This is a genomic window from Aliivibrio salmonicida LFI1238 (assembly GCF_000196495.1).
GTDB lineage: Bacteria > Pseudomonadota > Gammaproteobacteria > Enterobacterales > Vibrionaceae > Aliivibrio > Aliivibrio salmonicida.
Genome location: NC_011312.1, coordinates 2,185,710 through 2,204,022, shown reverse-complemented (window position 1 = coordinate 2,204,022; position 18,313 = coordinate 2,185,710). Strand labels below are relative to the sequence as shown.

The following is an 18,313-nucleotide window of genomic DNA, read 5'->3' as shown; positions in this document are numbered from 1 at the left end:
TAAGGTTGTAGCCGTATGTCATCTAAAAATAAAAATATTTTATACAACCCAACATTTCGTGCGATTTTATTTCAGGTGCTTGCAATTACTGCACTTGGCTTTTTCTTTTACACCATAGTCAACAATGCATTGTCCAATTTAGAATCTCGAGGTATCGGTCTTTCTTTAGTGGAATACGATGAAACATATTCTTATGGTCGCACCTTTATTGTTGGATTGCTGAACACCGCCCTAGTCTCCGTCCTAGGCGTTTTATTGGCCACTATTTTAGGCTTTACTGTCGGAATAGCTCGTCTATCAAGTAACTGGCTAGTTAGCCGCTGTGCTGCTGTCTATATCGAAACGTTCCGAAATATCCCTCTTTTGCTACAAATCTTTTTTTGGTATTTTGCCGTTTTACCTGCCCTCCCTTCACCTCGACAAAGTTTAAGCTTAGGTGAAAGTATTTTCCTCAATGTTCGAGGCTTATTTTTTCCGAGCCCCATTTTTGAAGAAGGTTCTAATCTAATAGGAATGGCCGTCGTCCTTGCTATTGTGTTTATTATTTTCTTATCACGTTGGGCACATAACAAACAAACCCTAACCGGACAACAAACTCCCGTTGTGCGCTACTCCATTTTGTTGTTAATCGCGTTACCTACTCTCGCTTATTTCATTTCTGGTATGCCCGTTTCGATTGAATACCCAGAGCTCAAAGGATTTAACTTTCGTGGTGGCATCAGTATCATTCCTGAATTAGCGGCACTGGTGGTGGCACTGAGTGTTTATACCGCCTCATTTATCGCAGAGATTGTTCGTTCAGGCATTAATGCGGTAAGTTACGGCCAAACAGAGGCTGCGATGGCACTTGGTTTACCAAGAAATAAAACACTAAAACTTGTCGTTATTCCACAAGCAATGCGGATCATCATTCCCCCTCTAACCAGTCAATATTTAAACTTAACCAAAAACTCGTCATTAGCGATGGCTATCGGTTATCCAGATTTAGTTTCTGTATTTGCAGGAACGACACTGAACCAAACAGGACAAGCTATCGAAATCATAACAATGACAATGGGCGTGTACCTTACATTAAGCCTGCTAACCTCATTCGTTATGAACATTTATAACAACAAAGTCGCATTGGTTGAGAGGTAATTATGAATACACATCAGTTTCAGCCAGATCTGCCGCCACCACCCAATACGGTAGGTGCTGTCACGTGGCTTAAAAGACATTTATTCAATGGTCCAATTAACTCAATTCTAACCCTTATTATCGGTTATCTTGCGTTTAGTGGGTTATGGAACGCTGTCAGTTGGGCATTGATTAATGCCGATTGGATAGGAACAACGCGTGATGCCTGCTCTAGTGGAGGCGCGTGTTGGGTAATGATCAACGTTCGTTGGGACCAATTTATGTATGGTTTCTATCCAACGGCTGAGCTATGGCGACCTCAATTATTTTACGCATTACTCGCTATTTTTGTTGCTTTGCTCGCTTATGAGCATACCCCTAAGAAAGTGGCTATTTGGTTAGTTTTTGTAAATATTTTCCCATTCTTTGCTGCCTTTTTATTGTATGGCGGCGTATTTGGGTTACCCGTTGTTGATACTCACCTTTGGGGAGGATTATTAATTACCTTAGTCATTGCGATTGTGGGTATTGTTGTGTCCTTGCCGATTGGGGTTGCTTTAGCCTTGGGTCGCCGTTCTGAAATGCCCATTATTCGTAGTATGTGTACTATCTACATTGAAATTTGGCGTGGTGTTCCTTTAATTACCGTTCTTTTCATGGCTTCGGTCATGCTTCCCTTATTTTTATCGGAAGGAATGGAGTTAGATAAGCTATTTAGAGCCTTAATAGGGGTCGTCCTATTCAGTGCTGCTTATATGGCAGAAGTTATTCGTGGTGGCTTACAAGCCATACCTAAAGGTCAATATGAAGCGGCAGATGCACTTGGCTTAGGGTACTGGAAAAAGATGCGTTTAATTATTCTTCCTCAAGCCTTAAAAATCACTATCCCTTCCATAGTAAATACCTTTATTGGTTTATTTAAAGACACAAGCCTTGTACTCATTATTGGGATGTTTGATGTACTTGGTATTGGTCAAGCTGCAAATACCGATCCTGAGTGGTTAGGATTTTCAACGGAAAGTTATGTCTTTGTCGCTTTGGTTTTCTGGGTGTTCTGTTTCTCTATGTCGAGATACTCCATCTATTTAGAAAACAAACTTCATACAGGCCACAAGCGATAATTAACAGAATTCAAGGATGTAGTTATGACGACTCAACAAGATTATATGATCCAATTAGAAGACATGAACAAATGGTATGGTCAATTTCATGTCCTTAAAAACATTAACTTACAAGTTAAAAAAGGCGAGAAGATAGTTATTTGTGGCCCATCAGGCTCAGGCAAGTCAACGATGATCCGCTGTATTAATCGTTTAGAAGAACATCAAAAAGGTCATATTTTTGTCTCTGGTACCGAACTAACTGAAGACTTAAAAAATATTGAGGCAGTACGCAGAGAAGTTGGTATGTGTTTTCAGCACTTTAATCTGTTCCCTCATTTAACCGTATTAGAAAATTGCACACTCGCGCCAATTTGGGTGAAAAAAATGCCAAAATCAGAAGCTAACGCCTTAGCGATGCAGTTTCTGGAACGTGTAAAAATTCCAGACCAAGCCGATAAATACCCAGGGCAATTATCTGGAGGACAACAACAACGAGTCGCCATTGCGCGTTCACTGTGTATGAATCCACAAATCATGCTGTTTGATGAGCCAACATCAGCGCTCGACCCTGAGATGGTACGTGAAGTACTCGATGTAATGGTTGAATTAGCAGATGAAGGCATGACAATGCTGTGTGTAACTCATGAAATGGGGTTTGCAAAAGAAGTTGCAGATCGCGTCATTTTTATGGATGCAGGTGAAATTATTGAAGAAAATAATCCTATCGATTTCTTTGAACACCCACAGTCGGATCGTACTCAATTGTTTTTAAGTCAGATTCTGCATCACTAAATAATGAACAATTAACATACAGCAATCAATATTACTGATAAACTTAACAAACAGCGATCTTAGGATCGCTGTTTGTTGTTACAGATACTTACAAACTTCATCAGCTAAGTTAATGTACTGATGTAAAATGGTTTCCAGCTCAACTAATTCAGTTCAAAAAACAGAACTACCTTGATTTTTTGAACTATAGGCATCATAACTGTCTATATATTTATGTCTGTCCATTCCAAGGGGAATACGATGAATAATCAAATGTTCGGCCAAACTCGCACACAAGAGTCGGCTCTACAAACGAATAAAGTATTACGTAATACTTACTTCTTACTGTCTATGACATTACTATGGTCAGCATTGGTTGCTGGCGTATCAATGGCTCTGAACTTACCTCGTCCAGGTATTATCATTATGCTAGTTGGTTTCTACGGTCTATTGTACTTAACAGAAAAGAACCGTAACAACAGCATGGGTCTTCTATTTACATTCCTATTTACTGGCTTCTTAGGCTACACCATTGGTCCAATTCTAAACATGTACATTGGTGCAGGAATGGGCGATGTTATCCTAACGGCTCTTGGCGGTACTGCACTGTCATTCATGGCAGCATCAGCGTATGCCTTAACAACTAAACGTGATTTATCATTCCTTAACGGTGTAATGATGGCTGGTTTTGTTGTTCTACTCATTGGTATGGTTGCGAATATCTTCCTACAAATGCCTCTGTTGCATCTTGTAATGAGTGGTATGTTCATCTTGTTTTCTACTGGTGCAATTCTGTTAACAACACAATCAATCATCCGTGGTGGCGAAACAAGCTACATCTCAGCAACGATTACATTATATGTATCAATCTACAATATCTTCATCAGCCTACTAAGTATTCTTGGTATCATGCGTGACGATTAATCGATAACATTTGAAACATTAGCTAATTCGATACAATAAATTAGATGATTTTTTCACTACTGTATTGGCATTATCAGAACACTCTAAGCACTAATCGGTGTACATGTTACATTCTTCATTAATGTCTTCTGGTGGTAGATAATGTTCCCTCACATAAAATTTATTAAGAAGACGAATTACCGAATGTTTCTTTACCGGTTTTTCATCCATCAATCCATGAAGCTTTCTTGCTACATTCTGAATCGTTAATAAATTCTCTAAAGGTAGAATCTGTTCTAATTCATTACGAAAACTGTGTGCTTCTTCATAACCATTTGCGACGGCAAGATAAGCCCAAATGTAAGCAACTGCATTATGAGAAGACGATATATTTTGATTGTATTGCGATGAACGTAACTGCGCTTCAGGGCTTCAGGGCTTTTAAGTTCCCCCCCACGTTCTGACCAATATATTGCTTTGTAAATATTTTGCTGTGTTCCAATACCATGATAATAACAAGAGCTGACTGTCACCATCGCTTTAGGATCATCTTGGTAAGCGGCTCTCAACATCCAATAAAAACCTTCAGGATGTCCATTTTCAAGTTTTTGATACCATTGAGCTAAAAACCATTGAGCTGAAAGCTCGTTATTCAAAGCCAGTGTTGTTATTATTTTCGTACCCGTTTCAATATTTTTCTCGCATCCTTTTCCTTCTAGACACATCTTCCCTAATGACAATGAAGAAACAACGTCTCCTTTGCTATCACCTAATACGGCATCCCAATAATCTGATTTCTCTTTTGCATCATGATCATCGTAATTATTATCATATAAACGAACTAAGGCATAATAGGCTTGTTGACTACGCTGCTCTGCGGCTTTTAAGTACCACTTAATCGACCCATTTTGATCGACTAATTCTAAATCAGCACCTAAAGCCAATTGTGCGGTTAAATTGCCCTTTATCGCTCGCTCGATTTTATCTTTACGATCAGTATCTGAATCAAATTCAACCATCGTTGATTGATTATCAAAACGCTTACGTTTGTTAGCTGTTAACACCCTTTTCTTTTCGACGGCTTGAAAATGCATAATAAAAACAATTAAGCATATAACACTACCACCAAGAAATAAGAACCAATACATATGTAATTAACCTGAATTCTGGATAAGGCTGAACTAATTGCCCACCTAACGATCAGATCTTTCGACCAAGAATTATTTGAACGTATTTTAAAAGGTGGGCAAGATGAATAAATTAGTTGATATATTTTGTGATGTCGATGATTTTTGTTATCAATTCTTATCTCAATGGGAAAAATACCTTGTTGAGGCTAGTGAGAGAAAAAGAAAACGTCAGTCAGTAATGTCTACTAGTGAATGTATGACTATTGTCATCGCTTTTCATCAATCAAATCATAGAGATTTCAAGAACTTCTATATCGGGTTAGTTCATCAATATTGGAAAGGATACTTTCCAAATTTACTTAGCTACACTCGATTTGTGAGCAAAATGCCTAGCCTAATCGCCCCAATGTGTGCCTATTTTCAATCTATCAAAGGTAAGCCGACTGGCATTGCTTTTGTTGACTCCACGAGTCTTAAAGTATGCCATAACATTCGAATTCCTCGCCATAAAGTCTTTGATGGTGTTGCGAAAAGAGGAAAAGGTACCATGGGATGGTTTTTCGGCTTCAAACTTCATTTATTGATTAACCATCTTGGAGAAATTATTTCGCTGAAAATCACAGCTGGCAATGTAAATGATAGGACTCCTGTACCTGATTTATGCAAAGAACTCTCGGGGAAATTGTACGCTGATAAAGGGTACATAGGTAAAAAGTTGAGTGAGAGCTTAAAGAACTCTGATGTCGATTTAGTGACTACCTCGCGAAAAAACATGAAAGCAAAAGAGATAAGTGCTTTTGATAAGGCTATGTTATCAAAGAGATACATTATCGAAACGATAAATGACCAATTGAAGAATATCTCTCAAATTGAACATAGCCGTCATCGTAGCGTGACTGGTTTCATGCTAAATGTAATTTCAGGCGTTGTGGCTTATTGTTTAAAAAAACAAAAGCCACGAATTAAGCTATCAGAATGTGAATTTGAACTAATCCTCGCTTAAAGCATGTTTTATCCAGAATTCAGGTTAATTATCATCGATAAAATTGAACACGGTTTAATGCTCTATTCTAATGAGTTTCTTTCTTAATTTGAATGAATACCTTTCTTAAACCGTTTTTAAGTCGATAAATCTTCTCAAAACTCTAAAAAAGAACAGTATTCATGACCATACCTCACTTTTATTGCTCATTCCTACCTTTGTTACTGGTTTTTTCTATTAATTTAGCTAATGTAATAAGTAATTAAATCATTATATTTTATGGTAATTATGAAACGATTCTCTCATTTCTTATTTCTTGCTTTCACTTTACTGCTCTCTCCGGTTAGCTACGCGAGTTGGGGCCTAACAAATGATCAACCGATTGAGATCAGTAAACCCGCTCAAGAAATTGATACCGAGGTTCAAGCTCTTCCTGAACAGCATTTTTTCTCAAACAACAATTACGCTCAGGTTAAGCGACTTTTATCTAACACCATGCTTCAACAAAGTAAGCATACTGAAAAACTAAGAGAAGCACTGACTGCGTATAAAAATGACTCTACAGAAAACAATTGGTTAACCGTAGAAGAAAATCATCAATCATTAAATTCATTAAACTTAAGTAAACAACAGTTACTTCAATTAACGGACAATACAACGCGAGAGCAACTGACCGGATTCGGTCCTTACGGTGTAACTCAGTTTTATTCAGAGCTCAGCATAACTCGGCTCAACATTGAATATTACTTACACTACCAAATTCGTAGTTTCAAAAATTTACTTCGTGATTTAACGATTTCGCCAGTACCCGCGATTAGCGTCATATTTAAAGTATTGTGTGTATTTTTTGTTTTTAATTGGTGGATGCGAAATAACGCTCGCTTAATTAGTGACTTTAAAAAATTAAAATTAGAAGGCGCGACAAAACCAAACCTTCTTATCCGTACTATTTGGTATTTTAGCCGAGCACAGAAAGCGATTGCTTGGTTATTACTTATCACGGTCACTCTTCGAATTATTTCGACCTTACCAAGCTTACAACACCTTATATTCTTAGAGATCTTTACATGGTGGATCTTAGGCGGTTCTATTGCGGTAAGTTTGATTCTTGAATTTGCGTATCGAAACAGCAAACACAATAAAAAAGAAACTATCGCACTTCGTTTATCTACCATCCGTCGCTATATTTGGGGTGCCATTTTTGCTGGCGTAATTCTCCAAATTTCATCGCGAACGTTAGGAGAAGGAACGATTTATGCGTGGATTAATTCTGCGGTGTATTTATTCTTTATCTTGTTAACAATCATTACTCTAAGGCAGTGGAAAGCAACGATTTTTGAACGCATTCATAATTTAGACCCATTACCTTTATCCATTCATTGGGCTGTCAGAAATAAAAATACATTCTTAATCTCAATTATCGCGACGGCTTGTGGTTCTGCATGGTTAGTTTGGCGATCGATTCAGCACGTCATCGTATCGACGTTATCTCAATACACAGCGTTCAGCCATGCACTCGCCTATTTGTTCCGAATTGAAGTTGCAAAACAAACGGAAGTCTCACGCGAACAATCAAATCTAGTAAGGATCAAGGGCGGACTCGCTTTTGATTTTATTTCTCCGGGCTCTGAAGACTCTGAACTTATCGAAGATTACGCTAAAGAAGAAATGACGGCACTTTCTCGTTATTTACTCACAGAAAGCCCTGCGGTGTGTGTTCTATCTGGTGAGCGTGGCGTGGGCACAACAGCCCTACTCAACCGTATTTTAAATAAAGTAAAAAACGCCCAACCACTTTACCTAAATTGCCCTTATGACGGTTATTCAGCTCTACTTCCTGAATTAGCAAGACAACTTGGACTATCAGAAGAATCGAGTGAAAGAGACATTCTTCAACACCTGAGAAACAGTGACACATGCTATTTGCTTGCTTTTGATAATGCTCAACGTTTGGTGAAACCTAAAGTCAATGGGTTAGCTGATTTAATGAAGCTCACAAATCTATTAAGACGAGCAAGAAAAAGCCATCGTGTTGTATTGGCTATTGAGAAATCAAGTTGGCGTTTTATTGACCGAGCTCGTGGAGAAAGATTGTTATTTGATTTGGTCACTTTTATGCCTAAGTGGACTGAGAAACAAATTGGCAGCTTATTAGAAAGCCGAATTGTAAAAACAAATGAGCAACAACTCTCTTTTGATGGCTTAGTTTTACCTAGACAATGGGATGAAGAGACCTTAACAGAAGAAGAACGAGCTAAGAATGGCTTTTACCGCATTCTATGGGATTATTCTGATGGTAACCCAACGGTTGCTTTGCGTTTCTTTAGATTGTCTCTGCACCGTGATAAAGATACTGATGCCATTTTGGTTCGTTTATTTAGAGCCCCGCACTCTGATGACCTAGAAACCATGCCAAAACCCATGCTGGCCGTATTGCGATCCATCGTACAATTGGAAATCGCATCTCCAGCGGATGTATGTGAATGCAGTCGGTTAAGTATGGCTGAAGTGATCAGTACACTCCGCTACTTCCAAAGTCGTGGGTACATTGAATGGAGTGATGATAAAGCTCGAATTTCAGATCATTGGTTCCGACACATTACTAACGTACTTCATCGTCAACATTTATTGGTGAAATAATATGCTTCGTTTATTTATTCTCGTACTTACATTAAGCTTTGGATCGAGTGCTTTTGCTGAAGATCCTCAATCTATCGGCAACCTGCATCAATTCGCGAGCCTTATTCGTTGGAGTGGTGTTGCTTTCTCATTCCTTATTGTTATCGCCGCTTGGTTATTTCTTCGTTTTATCCAATCGATTGTGGATGGAATAAGTAACCAGTTTGCTCAACGACGTATGTTGATGCAAAAGCTGCAATCCTTCTTCCAATTTTTTATCTATATGTCGACAGGTATGACGGTGTTCATGCTCAGTTTCCGTGTTGATGAAAGAGTGTTAGCCTTAATCGGTGGTACTCTCGCCGTTTCTGTTGGTTTCGCATTAAAAGATCTCACGGCCTCTTTTATTGCAGGCTTAACCATTATGATTGATCGACCTTTTCAAGTGGGCGACCGTGTCACGTTCGAAGGACACTATGGTGATATTATTGCTATCGGATTACGCTCCGTACGCATGCAAACACTTAATGATGACATCATCACCATCCCAAACAATAAATTCTTAAATGAAGTCGCTATTAGTGGTAATTATGGTGCTTTGGATATGCAAGTCGTCATCCCTTTCTATATCGGAATGGATCAAGACATTAATGCGGCCCGCGATATTATTCAAGAAGCAGCTTCATCAAGTCGTTATATCCACTTACCAAAGCCTGTTGTTGTACTAGTAAAACAAACCATTACTGAAAATTATTTGGGCATTCAACTAACTTGTAAGGCTTATGTGGTTGATATTAAGTTTGAGAAATTATTTGAAACCGATATTACATTACGCGTAATGCAAGAATTTAGAAAAACAGATATCTACCCGCCAACAATATCTATCCAAAACAAATAATCGTGGTCACTTTCTATTGGTAGTTTCTCTGTAATCTACCAATAGATATACGATTCATCCTACCGAACTCTTCCAATATAACACTCGCTGTACTGTACATTTATTGATAAAATAACGTTCTATTCTTTGACTAACTTATTGGTTATATAATGAAATTAACGTTAAGAACGCTATTGTTATCTGCATCTCTTTTATCCCCAATGGCATTCGCGAATGCCGATGCACATAATGATTACTTAAAAGGGACGGCTTATTTCAACCAAGATAATTACAAAGACGCAATTACTTGGCTAACAAGTGCTGCGAATAATGGTTCAGTTGAAGCACAAAACAAAATAGGTACAATTTATGCGAAAGGTATTGGTACTGATATTAACTCAACGCTAGCGATTCAATTTTTCATGAAGGCTGCCGTAAATGACAGCACAACGGCCTATTATAATCTTGGTAAAATGTATGAAGATTCAGGGCAATACGATCTTGCTGTTGAGTGGTATAACAAAGCAATTGAGCAAGACTACCCGAATGCAATGAACAATCTTGCTGATTTGTATTTAAAAGGTAAGGGATTAGTTCAAAATACACATCAAGCTGAATTACTCTATATTAGAGCCGCAGAACTTGGGAACCCAACGTCAATGCGTAATCTCGGGTTCTTGTATTATCAAGGTGAAGAAGTAAACCAAGAGATGGAGAAAGCCTATTTCTGGTTTAATTTAGCGGCTTCAAAAGGCTACCCAGAAGCTGATAAATATCGTGACTTTTCAGCTAAGAAATTGAATAAAAAGGTACGTATTCAAGTACAAAATGAAGCTCTTGAATGGCTAGATAATCACTAACCATTATTAATACGCTACTCCCCTATTTATAGAAAAATAGAGGAGTAAGCGTCTGTTACTTAATTTTATTTAACCATTTAGGCAAATACGTTGCAGCCATAATAAGTAAGAAAATAAGTGTAAAGTTCGCACTTGCTTTAATGATTAATACACTTTCGCTGCCTCCATCTACTGCATTAAGTAAATGTTCAGTCATCGACCTTGCTGCAACAACCGCCATGATTAAGCTAATTAGTACAATTAATCGATTTCTTACTGTCGTTACTTTTTGGTAATCCGATAACGAAATAGCTAAAGTTACTCCCCAACAAACCGCCGCCATATAAAGGTAGTTCATGTAAAGCATAACAAAAGCAATCCCACTGATAAGCACACTCATGATCAACCAAAAATACATAGAGCTAATCACGTTATAAATTAAGTTCCCGTGTCTTTTTTCCATTAAGCTAAAGTGCACAACCACCATTGCACCAAGCGCAATACCCACAGTAGCATCAGTAATGAAATTAACACCAAGCCAGACTCGTGCCGTTGCTTGAGCGAAAACAAAACAAATAAAAACTATTCCCCACGTTTTAACTACTTTCGATGACAAATTTTCTCGTTTCAATGCCAAATAGAAAATGCCATACATCACAACCGATAACATAGAGCTCATGCTTGGCATCCCAAAACCATACGCAGGCGTCAACTGTAACTGTGGGATATACACAAACGGGCGTGGCAATCCTAATCCTTGTTTAGCAATACCAGCAAATACAATGGTAATCACTATCCCAAACAATAATGCTAATGCAGTCCGTCGATCAAAATAAACCAATGCCACAATAAATAAAAAATAAAAGAAAGCTTCTTGGCCTGTTTCATTAATGATGATAAATATCAGTTTTATACTGACATTAGCGACATTCGGAAGTCCATCAATCGAGCTTCTTAATGAAGATAGAATCGACAATTCGGTTTGATGAATTTCTGGAGCTTGCTCTACGAGGTTCTTAACCCATGCAACCTTGTTATAACTGGTTTTAGGTTTAATAATCCATTGTTGTAATAACTTAAGCTGATATGGATACCGGTAATACTCGCTCCCTAACTTATAAGGTTCAGTTAAATACACCGCATCCGTTTCAATACCATAATGAGGCGCAAACCAAGAAGGAACGCGATAGAAACCGTTTGATGTTTCTAAATCAAAAACAACAATATCCGATTCACTTTTACAACGGTAAAAAAAAGCGTTGTCGTCTTTGTACAATAAGTCTTTTGCCGTGACGATTAATCCAGCTTCTTCCCACGCTTCTCTTTCAGCGGCTTGTTGAGGCGTCTCTCCCTCATCTATCAAGCCTCCTGGTAATGAGTATTTACCCGTGATCAATTCTTTAATTAATACAACTCGATGTCCATCATCAATAACACACACGGCCCCTTTAGGTTCCATGCCTTCTCCTGCAAAAATATGCGTAGAAAACAATGCACAAAGTAATATGATGTATCGGAATACTATTTTTATCATTGTCTCTATTACTCGTTATCGACTAGAGGTTTACGTAAATAATGGATATGCTCTTTTAAGCCTTGCTGATAATAGAAGTCCAATGCTGATTGGTTAAATCCCCATACTTCAACAAAAATTTCTTTTACGCCGTAATCTCGTAATTCTTGTTCAATACGCGTCATCAATTTATCCGCTATTTTATCTCTACGGCATGCTTTTTCAACATACAGCTCATCGATCGTAGCCATCATTACGGGTTTACTTACTGTAGAGACTAACTCACAAAAATGCCCAGTGACAAAGCCCACAATATCATCGTCTTTTTCAGCAACATAAACCATGCACTCAGGATCATCTAAATACCGAGAGATGCTTTTCTCTTCTTCTATTTCAGACGCGGTTTTAAATAGTTCAGGGCATTGCTGATGATGTTCATCGTGTAGCTGATACATCATTGAGTTTAAGCGAAAGAGATCAATTTCTTTTGCTCGGCGAATAACTGGATCCATGTTGATACCAAACGAGGAATTAGGAATGAGGCGCAATTAGACCATTATTTATAAACAAAAAAAAGACTCCGATGCATCAGAGTCTATATTCATTAAGCAACCTATCAGTTTTATGAATTAAATTAGAAAGTATGGCTCAATTGGATGGCTGCGAGTACAGCATCAGAATGAGTCGTTGCCGTTAATGACGGAATAGGAAGATCTTCTTCCATATGTTCGTTAACTTGAACATCCTTACCAATTAAATAGGTAAAACCAAAATCAAGAGTCGTGCTAGTACTCCAATTATACGTAAAACCGGCAGAGAACCATTGACGATCAGAATCAGGAATTGAAATAGACGTTAATTCATCGACTGGCGTTTGGTCATACATATAACCGGTACGTAATATCCATTTATTATTTAAATAATGGGTTGCACCAATGGCATAATGATATGAATTTTTCCAATGATATTCTTTAATTGTGTCGTACTCAGTATCAATAGTGTCAAATGCAGACCAACCGACCCATTGAATACTGTAATGAATTGCAGTTTTCTCAGTAATCATATGAAAACCAGAAAACTCTGCAATATCCGGTAAAGGTAAGTAAATTTTGTCACTTTGCTGAGATGCCGCTAAATACTTAACATCACCTTTGGCTTCAATCTCTGGGCTGTATTTGTAGCTAAAACCAAATCGACTCCCTTCATTCACCTCATAAACCATACCAATATTTCCACCGAGACCAACACCAGTGGCATGAACATCCAAGGCATTAATTTTTAACGATGCTCCCCATAAATCTATATGAGATGTACGTAAGCGTGCGGGGAACTACACCTAACAAATAAAATTCATTATGCGTATCTTACGATCTTTCATTTAACGAGAACGTAATTATGCAAAAAGATAAAAAGAGAACACCAGAGCAATGGCACGCTCTATTTGAATCTCAGCAATCTAGCAAGCTTAGTGCCGCTGAATTTTGTCGTAACCATAATATTCTGCCAAAGACATTTAGTGCACGTAAAGCACGATGGAAACAAAAGATTAACGCTTCTACTTTCTTGAAAGTAGAAGCGTTAACATCAACTATCATCGCCACTCCACAATTACCAGATATTCAACTTTCTATCGGAAAATTGCGATTAACATTGCCAGCTAATACTGAACCTCACTGGATAGGACTCTTATTAAAAGGGTATCAATCATGAATGTATTTACTGATGTTTCCACCATTTATCTTCATCGTGATTTTGTCGATTTTCGCAAGGCCATTAATGGCCTTGTCGTGATTGTTGAGCAAGAAATGCAACTATCACCGTTTAGTGATGCTCTATTTATATTTTGCAATAAGCCTCGTGATAAACTCAAAATATTGTATTGGGATAAAACAGGATTCGCTTTATGGTACAAGCGATTAGATGAAGACCGCTTCAAATGGCCACGAAATATAAATAACGATACGTTAGCATTATCAGAGCAGCAACTGACACTGCTATTACAAGGTTTTGATATCTTAGGACATCAACCAGTACATTATCAAACAACCCTTTAAATAGTTGATTCTCAGTCAAGAATAGGAGGCAACCGATTGATTACCTGTATTATCGTTATATAGTCATCTACATGACTGATAAAATAAAACCACTTCCTGATACCATTGACGAGCTGAAAGCACTTGTGCTTCAGCTTGAAAATAAATATAACCGTCTTCTAGAGCAATTTCGGCTGGCTCAACATCAGCGCTTTGGTAAAAGCAGTGAATCTGACTCGACTCAATTTGATTTATTCAATGAAACAGAAGAAGAAATCATCATTGAAAATGATGACACACAAACGATTACCTACACTCGTCAAAAGCCAAAACGCCAACGCTTACCTGAAGACTTACCGCGTACTGTTATTATCCACGACATAAAAGATAAAACTTGTAAGTGTTGCGGTCTAGAGATGCATGCGATGGGTAAAGACATCAGTGAAAAGTTGGAATTTGTACCAGCTAAAGTGGAAGTTATTCAACATGTTCGTCCTAAATATGCTTGCCGAAATTGTGAAAAAAACAATACTTCAGTAGACATTAAACAAGCCCCAATGCCAGCGTCACCAATCCCTAAAGGGATTGCGACCGCAAGTTTACTTGCTCAAATTATTACGGCTAAATTTCAATACAGTCTTCCACTTTATCGTCAAGAAACGTTATTTCAGCAATGGGGTATCATTATTGGACGGCGAACGATGGCGGATTGGTTAATAAAATGCTCGGTACTATTTACCCCTCTTAATAACGAGTTACATCGTATTTTGCTTGAACAACCCACTCTGCATTGTGATGAAACAACGGTAAATGTGTTGGATGTTGAAAAAGCAAAATGTTATATGTGGGTCTACTGCTCTGGCTATGATTCTCCAGGCTCTGGTGTTTTGCCTGGAATTGTACTTTATGATTATCAATCTAGCAGGCATGGCTACCATCCAGTTAACTTTTTAAAAGGTTATAACGGGTATTTACATACCGATGGTTACCAAGGTTATGAACAAACTGAAGCGATTTTAGTTGGCTGTTGGGCACACGCACGTCGACGATTTATTGAGGCTCAACGTGTTCAAGTAAAAGGGAAAACAGGGAGTGCAGATTGGGTATTGAGTAAAATCCAAAAGCTATACCGGATCGAATCGTTATTAAAAGAGGCTTCCCCTGAAGCCAAGTATGTTGCTAGGCAGACAGAAGCCCGCGATTTACTTAAAGAGCTCCGTGATTGGCTTGATAGCGCAGTTAGTCGAGTATCACCTAAAACAAAATTAGGTGAGGCGATTAGCTATACATTAAATCAATGGGATAAATTAGTTCGTTATATTGATGATGGATTGTTATCTATTGATAACAATCGAGCAGAGCGAGCGGTTAAACCGTTTGTTATCGGCCGGAAAAACTGGTTATTTTCGGGTTCAACGGCTGGTGCAGATTCAAGTGCAATGCTTTACAGCATTGTAGAAACAGCAAAGGCAAACGGATTAATCCCTTACGATTATATTAGGTATTGTCTAGATCGTTTATGTGTTGGATCGCCAGATATCGATTCACTTTTACCTTGGAATGTAAAAGACAAGGTGTAGTTCCCCGCACGCTTACAAAACACCAATAAAAAAGCCGATACTATAAATACAGTATCGGCTTTTTTATTTATCAGTAATTACGCGTATTTTGCTTCAAATGCTTTCATAAAATCAACAAGTGCCTGAACACCTTCTAATGGCATTGCATTATAAATAGAAGCGCGCATACCACCGACGACTCGATGGCCTTTTAATGCTTTTAACCCAGCGTCATCTGCTAATGCCAAAAATTGAGCATCCAAGTCTGAGTTTGCTAATTGAAAGGGTACATTCATTAACGAACGATTATTTGTATGTACGTCATTGCGATAAAAATCAGATTCGTCGATATACTCATACAATGCAGCCGCTTTCTTACGATTGTGCGCTTCCATCGCTTCAATGCCGCCATTCGATTTTAACCATTTAAAAACTAAACCAGCTAAATACCAAGCATATGTTGGTGGCGTATTAAACATTGATTCTTGGGTTGCTAAAACACCATAATTTAATACGCTTGGTAATGACTGTGCCGCTAAATCTAAAAGATCATCGCGAACAATCACAATCGTTAATCCGGCAGGGCCAATATTTTTTTGAGCTCCCGCATAAATAACACCGTATTTAGAAATATCAATTTGACGAGATAAAATAGTCGACGACATATCAGCAACAATTGGCTTATCTGTTATTGGTAAATCATTAATCTCAATACCATCAATGGTTTCATTTGGGCAAAAATGAACATAAGCAGCATCATCACTTAACGGCCACTGCGATGCAGGGATAACAGCGCGTTTACCATCACAATCGGTAATTGCTTCAATGACATTAGGCTCACAATACTTATTCGCTTCCGCGACAGCACTTTGTGCCCAATAGCCAGCATCGACATAATCGGCTTTTGTTTTATCACCTAATAGATTAAGTGGTACTGCTGCAAATTGAGCACGCGCACCACCTTGGCAAAAAAGGACTTTATAATTATCAGGAATAGCCAACAAATCACGTAAGTCTTGCTCAGACTCTTCCGCAACTTTAATGAACTCTTTGCTACGGTGGCTGATCTCCATAACAGAAGTCCCTAAACCGTTCCAATTCACCAATTCCTTTTGAGCTTGGGCTAGAACGTCTACTGGCAGCATTGCTGGACCAGCACAAAAGTTAAATACTTTTTCCATGTTTCTCAAAGGCTCCTGCTATTTAATATTAAATAAGATTTGTTAAATCACTCTATAGAAATTAATAACACCTTTTCTCTTACAAATAAATCAGAAAGTGATCTAATTCACTAAATAACCGCCATAATTAAATAGCGATAAAAAAATAGCCCACCGAAGTGAGCTATTGTGTCTTTCAATTAATGACGATTAACGTAAATAACTTAACAAACCAAGAAGCATAAACAATGGCATTTTTTGACCATTTAATAGCTCAATTTGACCATCTGCAATGGTTGCCGCCAGACGGTAATTATCACCCTCTTCAACTGCAAATTCGTTAATCAACAATTCATCCATTTGCATACGCAGTTCAGGTGTATCATCAACCAATTTCTTAGCGATAACTAACTCTGCATTGCCTTTTAGTGTTTGAACCAATTGATCCGCATTTTGCGATGCTCTTGCTGTACCAGCAGGTAAATTTAGTAATACCTTACTTTCAACCTTACTGCCTAACACATCAGCACTAAATTCATTAATATTGATGCTGAAGCCTTTTGCAGCAAGTAAATCAAACGAAAGCATCAATTGTTGAATTTTTTCAGGTGTGAGTTCTTGATCTTGTAATAATGGAACTAATTTAATCAGTGCATCGTAATTCAAGTCATCAAAACTAATATTAAATACGCCATTTTTTAGCGTTCCAGCATCAGTCGTTACTTCACCTAATTTTAGAATATTGGTAGAACTTAATGAATTATCAGCAGGAAGATCTTTTACTTCAGCTAATTCATTTGAACTACTATAAGTCACATTATTCACGACATTATGAATATTACTTTCAATATCATTGATCGTCATTTTATCGATAGCCACATTAGCATCACCAATAAAAATATCATCTAGATATTTACCTTCACTTTTACCAGAAACATTATCTATCAGCATATCTGATTGATTTTCTAAACGTAATTCAGTTTTAGGTAGACTATATTGCAGTGAAAATTCACCTTCTGGATGAATGGTCGCTGAAATTTTACTTGCCGCTAAATACAGTTTCTCAACGCCTTGAGCTTTTAAATCTGCATTAACAAAATTAGTATCTTGGCTTATTAATTCTAGATCTGTCTTCCCAGTCAACTGGCTGTTTGTTGTCAGCGTCAGTCCTTTTATAAATTCAGAAGACGCCGCTTCTCCAGTCACCGTTGACGTTGATGAAATAGAGAATAAACCGTGGTCTATTTCATGATTAACAATAATTTCACTTGGATAACCCGCGTGCTCTAATTCAGCAATTAAGCCTTTATCGGTCACATACACTCGGCTTTGAGCTTGTGAACTTAAATAACCACGGTCATAAGAAATATTTTCTATTTTAATAACAGAATTGTCATAAGAGGCAATGCCATCTTTAAATATAGCTTCACCAATTTTTCCTGTCGCAAACGGCCAACAAGCAACAATCGCAATAGCACCACCAATGGCAGCATACTTTCTTAGTTCATTCATTTAATTATCCATTTTTTAACGATTTCAACCAGTTTACCTAACTCATCGAACGCAATACAGTCATATTTAATCCAATTTCTTACTGCATTAAAAATTATTATTCTCCACTAATCATAATTAACCAATTAATTTAAACACCTTGGCTCAAATTTTGCTTGTATTTATCCCTATAAATATACGTAAATTTTTTGGCGCT

The 18,313-nt window shown here is 37.8% G+C and carries 17 protein-coding genes; 11 read left to right on the top strand and 6 right to left on the bottom strand.

Annotation, left to right across the window (positions count from 1 at the left end):
• Positions 1–15 precede the first annotated feature (15 nt).
• From VSAL_RS10815 to VSAL_RS10800, 4 genes are all read left to right on the top strand, one after another.
• Entirely contained in the window at positions 16–1,137 is a 1,122-nt protein-coding gene (locus VSAL_RS10815; RefSeq protein ID WP_012550593.1) for an amino acid ABC transporter permease, read from the top strand.
• A gap of 2 nt (positions 1,138–1,139) precedes the next feature.
• Positions 1,140–2,237 carry an amino acid ABC transporter permease gene (locus VSAL_RS10810; RefSeq protein WP_012550592.1) on the top strand — a complete coding sequence of 366 codons (1,098 nt, stop codon included), beginning with the start codon at positions 1,140–1,142 and terminating at the stop codon, positions 2,235–2,237.
• 24 nt (positions 2,238–2,261) lie between these two features.
• The gene (locus VSAL_RS10805; RefSeq protein ID WP_012550591.1) at positions 2,262–3,011 is read left to right on the top strand and encodes an amino acid ABC transporter ATP-binding protein; all 750 of its coding nucleotides are present in this window, start codon (positions 2,262–2,264) and stop codon (positions 3,009–3,011) included.
• Between the two features lie 240 nt (positions 3,012–3,251).
• Positions 3,252–3,914: a Bax inhibitor-1 family protein gene (locus tag VSAL_RS10800; protein ID WP_012550590.1), complete on the top strand. Its 663-nt coding sequence runs from the start codon at positions 3,252–3,254 to the stop codon at positions 3,912–3,914.
• Between the two features lie 275 nt (positions 3,915–4,189).
• Here the strand turns inward: VSAL_RS10800 and VSAL_RS10795 are convergent, their stop codons facing one another.
• Positions 4,190–4,987, bottom strand: coding sequence for a tetratricopeptide repeat protein (locus VSAL_RS10795; protein ID WP_231850840.1), 798 nt, complete (start codon positions 4,985–4,987; stop codon positions 4,190–4,192).
• Positions 4,988–5,144: 157 nt separating this feature from the next.
• On the opposite strand from VSAL_RS10795, the gene VSAL_RS10790 reads away from it, so the two are divergent.
• From VSAL_RS10790 to VSAL_RS10775, 4 genes are all read left to right on the top strand, one after another.
• The gene (locus tag VSAL_RS10790; protein WP_012548944.1) at positions 5,145–6,026 is read left to right on the top strand and encodes an IS982-like element ISVsa6 family transposase; all 882 of its coding nucleotides are present in this window, start codon (positions 5,145–5,147) and stop codon (positions 6,024–6,026) included.
• Positions 6,027–6,293: 267 nt separating this feature from the next.
• Positions 6,294–8,645 (top strand): ATP-binding protein, encoded by a 2,352-nt coding sequence (locus VSAL_RS10785; protein ID WP_044583294.1) that lies wholly within the window; start codon positions 6,294–6,296, stop codon positions 8,643–8,645.
• A 1-nt stretch (position 8,646) separates the two neighbouring features.
• Complete coding sequence (locus VSAL_RS10780) at positions 8,647–9,522, top strand: mechanosensitive ion channel family protein (protein ID WP_012550588.1); 876 nt, start codon at positions 8,647–8,649, stop codon at positions 9,520–9,522.
• A gap of 149 nt (positions 9,523–9,671) precedes the next feature.
• Positions 9,672–10,361 (top strand): tetratricopeptide repeat protein, encoded by a 690-nt coding sequence (locus tag VSAL_RS10775; RefSeq protein ID WP_012550587.1) that lies wholly within the window; start codon positions 9,672–9,674, stop codon positions 10,359–10,361.
• A 55-nt stretch (positions 10,362–10,416) separates the two neighbouring features.
• On the opposite strand, the gene VSAL_RS10770 is transcribed toward VSAL_RS10775, so the two are convergent.
• The 3 genes from VSAL_RS10770 to VSAL_RS10760 all read right to left on the bottom strand — a co-directional run bounded on the left by VSAL_RS10770 (position 10,417) and on the right by VSAL_RS10760 (position 13,120).
• Positions 10,417–11,874 carry a bifunctional NUDIX hydrolase/phosphatase PAP2 family protein gene (locus VSAL_RS10770; protein ID WP_012550586.1) on the bottom strand — a complete coding sequence of 486 codons (1,458 nt, stop codon included), beginning with the start codon at positions 11,872–11,874 and terminating at the stop codon, positions 10,417–10,419.
• Between the two features lie 8 nt (positions 11,875–11,882).
• Entirely contained in the window at positions 11,883–12,365 is a 483-nt protein-coding gene (locus VSAL_RS10765) for a GNAT family N-acetyltransferase (RefSeq protein ID WP_023603484.1), read from the bottom strand.
• Between the two features lie 122 nt (positions 12,366–12,487).
• The gene (locus VSAL_RS10760; protein WP_231850839.1) at positions 12,488–13,120 is read right to left on the bottom strand and encodes an outer membrane protein transport protein; all 633 of its coding nucleotides are present in this window, start codon (positions 13,118–13,120) and stop codon (positions 12,488–12,490) included.
• A 128-nt stretch (positions 13,121–13,248) separates the two neighbouring features.
• Here VSAL_RS10760 and tnpA point away from each other — a divergent pair, with 128 nt between their 5' ends.
• The 3 genes from tnpA to VSAL_RS10745 all read left to right on the top strand — a co-directional run bounded on the left by tnpA (position 13,249) and on the right by VSAL_RS10745 (position 15,466).
• Entirely contained in the window at positions 13,249–13,563 is a 315-nt protein-coding gene (gene tnpA / locus VSAL_RS10755) for an IS66 family insertion sequence element accessory protein TnpA (protein ID WP_012548925.1), read from the top strand.
• A complete protein-coding gene (gene tnpB, locus VSAL_RS10750; RefSeq protein WP_012548924.1) occupies positions 13,560–13,907 on the top strand; it encodes an IS66 family insertion sequence element accessory protein TnpB in 348 nt (115 codons plus the stop codon). The genes tnpA and tnpB overlap by 4 nt, the downstream gene beginning before the upstream one ends.
• Before the next feature lie 71 nt (positions 13,908–13,978).
• Positions 13,979–15,466 carry an IS66-like element ISVsa2 family transposase gene (locus tag VSAL_RS10745; RefSeq protein ID WP_012549008.1) on the top strand — a complete coding sequence of 496 codons (1,488 nt, stop codon included), beginning with the start codon at positions 13,979–13,981 and terminating at the stop codon, positions 15,464–15,466.
• Positions 15,467–15,543: 77 nt separating this feature from the next.
• Here the strand turns inward: VSAL_RS10745 and serC are convergent, their stop codons facing one another.
• Complete coding sequence (gene serC / locus VSAL_RS10740; RefSeq protein WP_012550584.1) at positions 15,544–16,626, bottom strand: 3-phosphoserine/phosphohydroxythreonine transaminase; 1,083 nt, start codon at positions 16,624–16,626, stop codon at positions 15,544–15,546.
• Between the two features lie 189 nt (positions 16,627–16,815).
• Positions 16,816–18,117, bottom strand: coding sequence for a DUF945 family protein (locus VSAL_RS10735; protein WP_012550583.1), 1,302 nt, complete (start codon positions 18,115–18,117; stop codon positions 16,816–16,818).
• Positions 18,118–18,313: the final 196 nt, after the last annotated feature.

What these genes read in the sequence shown, in the direction of transcription:
- VSAL_RS10805 (WP_012550591.1), top strand. Translation starts at nt 2,262, where the DNA reads ATGACGACTCAACAAGATTATATGATCCAATTAGAAGACATGAACAAA.
- VSAL_RS10780 (WP_012550588.1), top strand. Translation starts at nt 8,647, where the DNA reads ATGCTTCGTTTATTTATTCTCGTACTTACATTAAGCTTTGGATCGAGT.
- VSAL_RS10790 (WP_012548944.1), top strand. Translation starts at nt 5,145, where the DNA reads ATGAATAAATTAGTTGATATATTTTGTGATGTCGATGATTTTTGTTAT.
- VSAL_RS10770 (WP_012550586.1), bottom strand. Translation starts at nt 11,874, where the DNA reads ATGATAAAAATAGTATTCCGATACATCATATTACTTTGTGCATTGTTT.
- VSAL_RS10810 (WP_012550592.1), top strand. Translation starts at nt 1,140, where the DNA reads ATGAATACACATCAGTTTCAGCCAGATCTGCCGCCACCACCCAATACG.
- tnpB (WP_012548924.1), top strand. Translation starts at nt 13,560, where the DNA reads ATGAATGTATTTACTGATGTTTCCACCATTTATCTTCATCGTGATTTT.
- serC (WP_012550584.1), bottom strand. Translation starts at nt 16,626, where the DNA reads ATGGAAAAAGTATTTAACTTTTGTGCTGGTCCAGCAATGCTGCCAGTA.
- VSAL_RS10785 (WP_044583294.1), top strand. Translation starts at nt 6,294, where the DNA reads ATGAAACGATTCTCTCATTTCTTATTTCTTGCTTTCACTTTACTGCTC.
- tnpA (WP_012548925.1), top strand. Translation starts at nt 13,249, where the DNA reads ATGCAAAAAGATAAAAAGAGAACACCAGAGCAATGGCACGCTCTATTT.
- VSAL_RS10800 (WP_012550590.1), top strand. Translation starts at nt 3,252, where the DNA reads ATGAATAATCAAATGTTCGGCCAAACTCGCACACAAGAGTCGGCTCTA.
- VSAL_RS10795 (WP_231850840.1), bottom strand. Translation starts at nt 4,987, where the DNA reads ATGCATTTTCAAGCCGTCGAAAAGAAAAGGGTGTTAACAGCTAACAAA.
- VSAL_RS10765 (WP_023603484.1), bottom strand. Translation starts at nt 12,365, where the DNA reads ATGGATCCAGTTATTCGCCGAGCAAAAGAAATTGATCTCTTTCGCTTA.
- VSAL_RS10735 (WP_012550583.1), bottom strand. Translation starts at nt 18,117, where the DNA reads ATGAATGAACTAAGAAAGTATGCTGCCATTGGTGGTGCTATTGCGATT.
- VSAL_RS10745 (WP_012549008.1), top strand. Translation starts at nt 13,979, where the DNA reads ATGACTGATAAAATAAAACCACTTCCTGATACCATTGACGAGCTGAAA.
- VSAL_RS10815 (WP_012550593.1), top strand. Translation starts at nt 16, where the DNA reads ATGTCATCTAAAAATAAAAATATTTTATACAACCCAACATTTCGTGCG.
- VSAL_RS10775 (WP_012550587.1), top strand. Translation starts at nt 9,672, where the DNA reads ATGAAATTAACGTTAAGAACGCTATTGTTATCTGCATCTCTTTTATCC.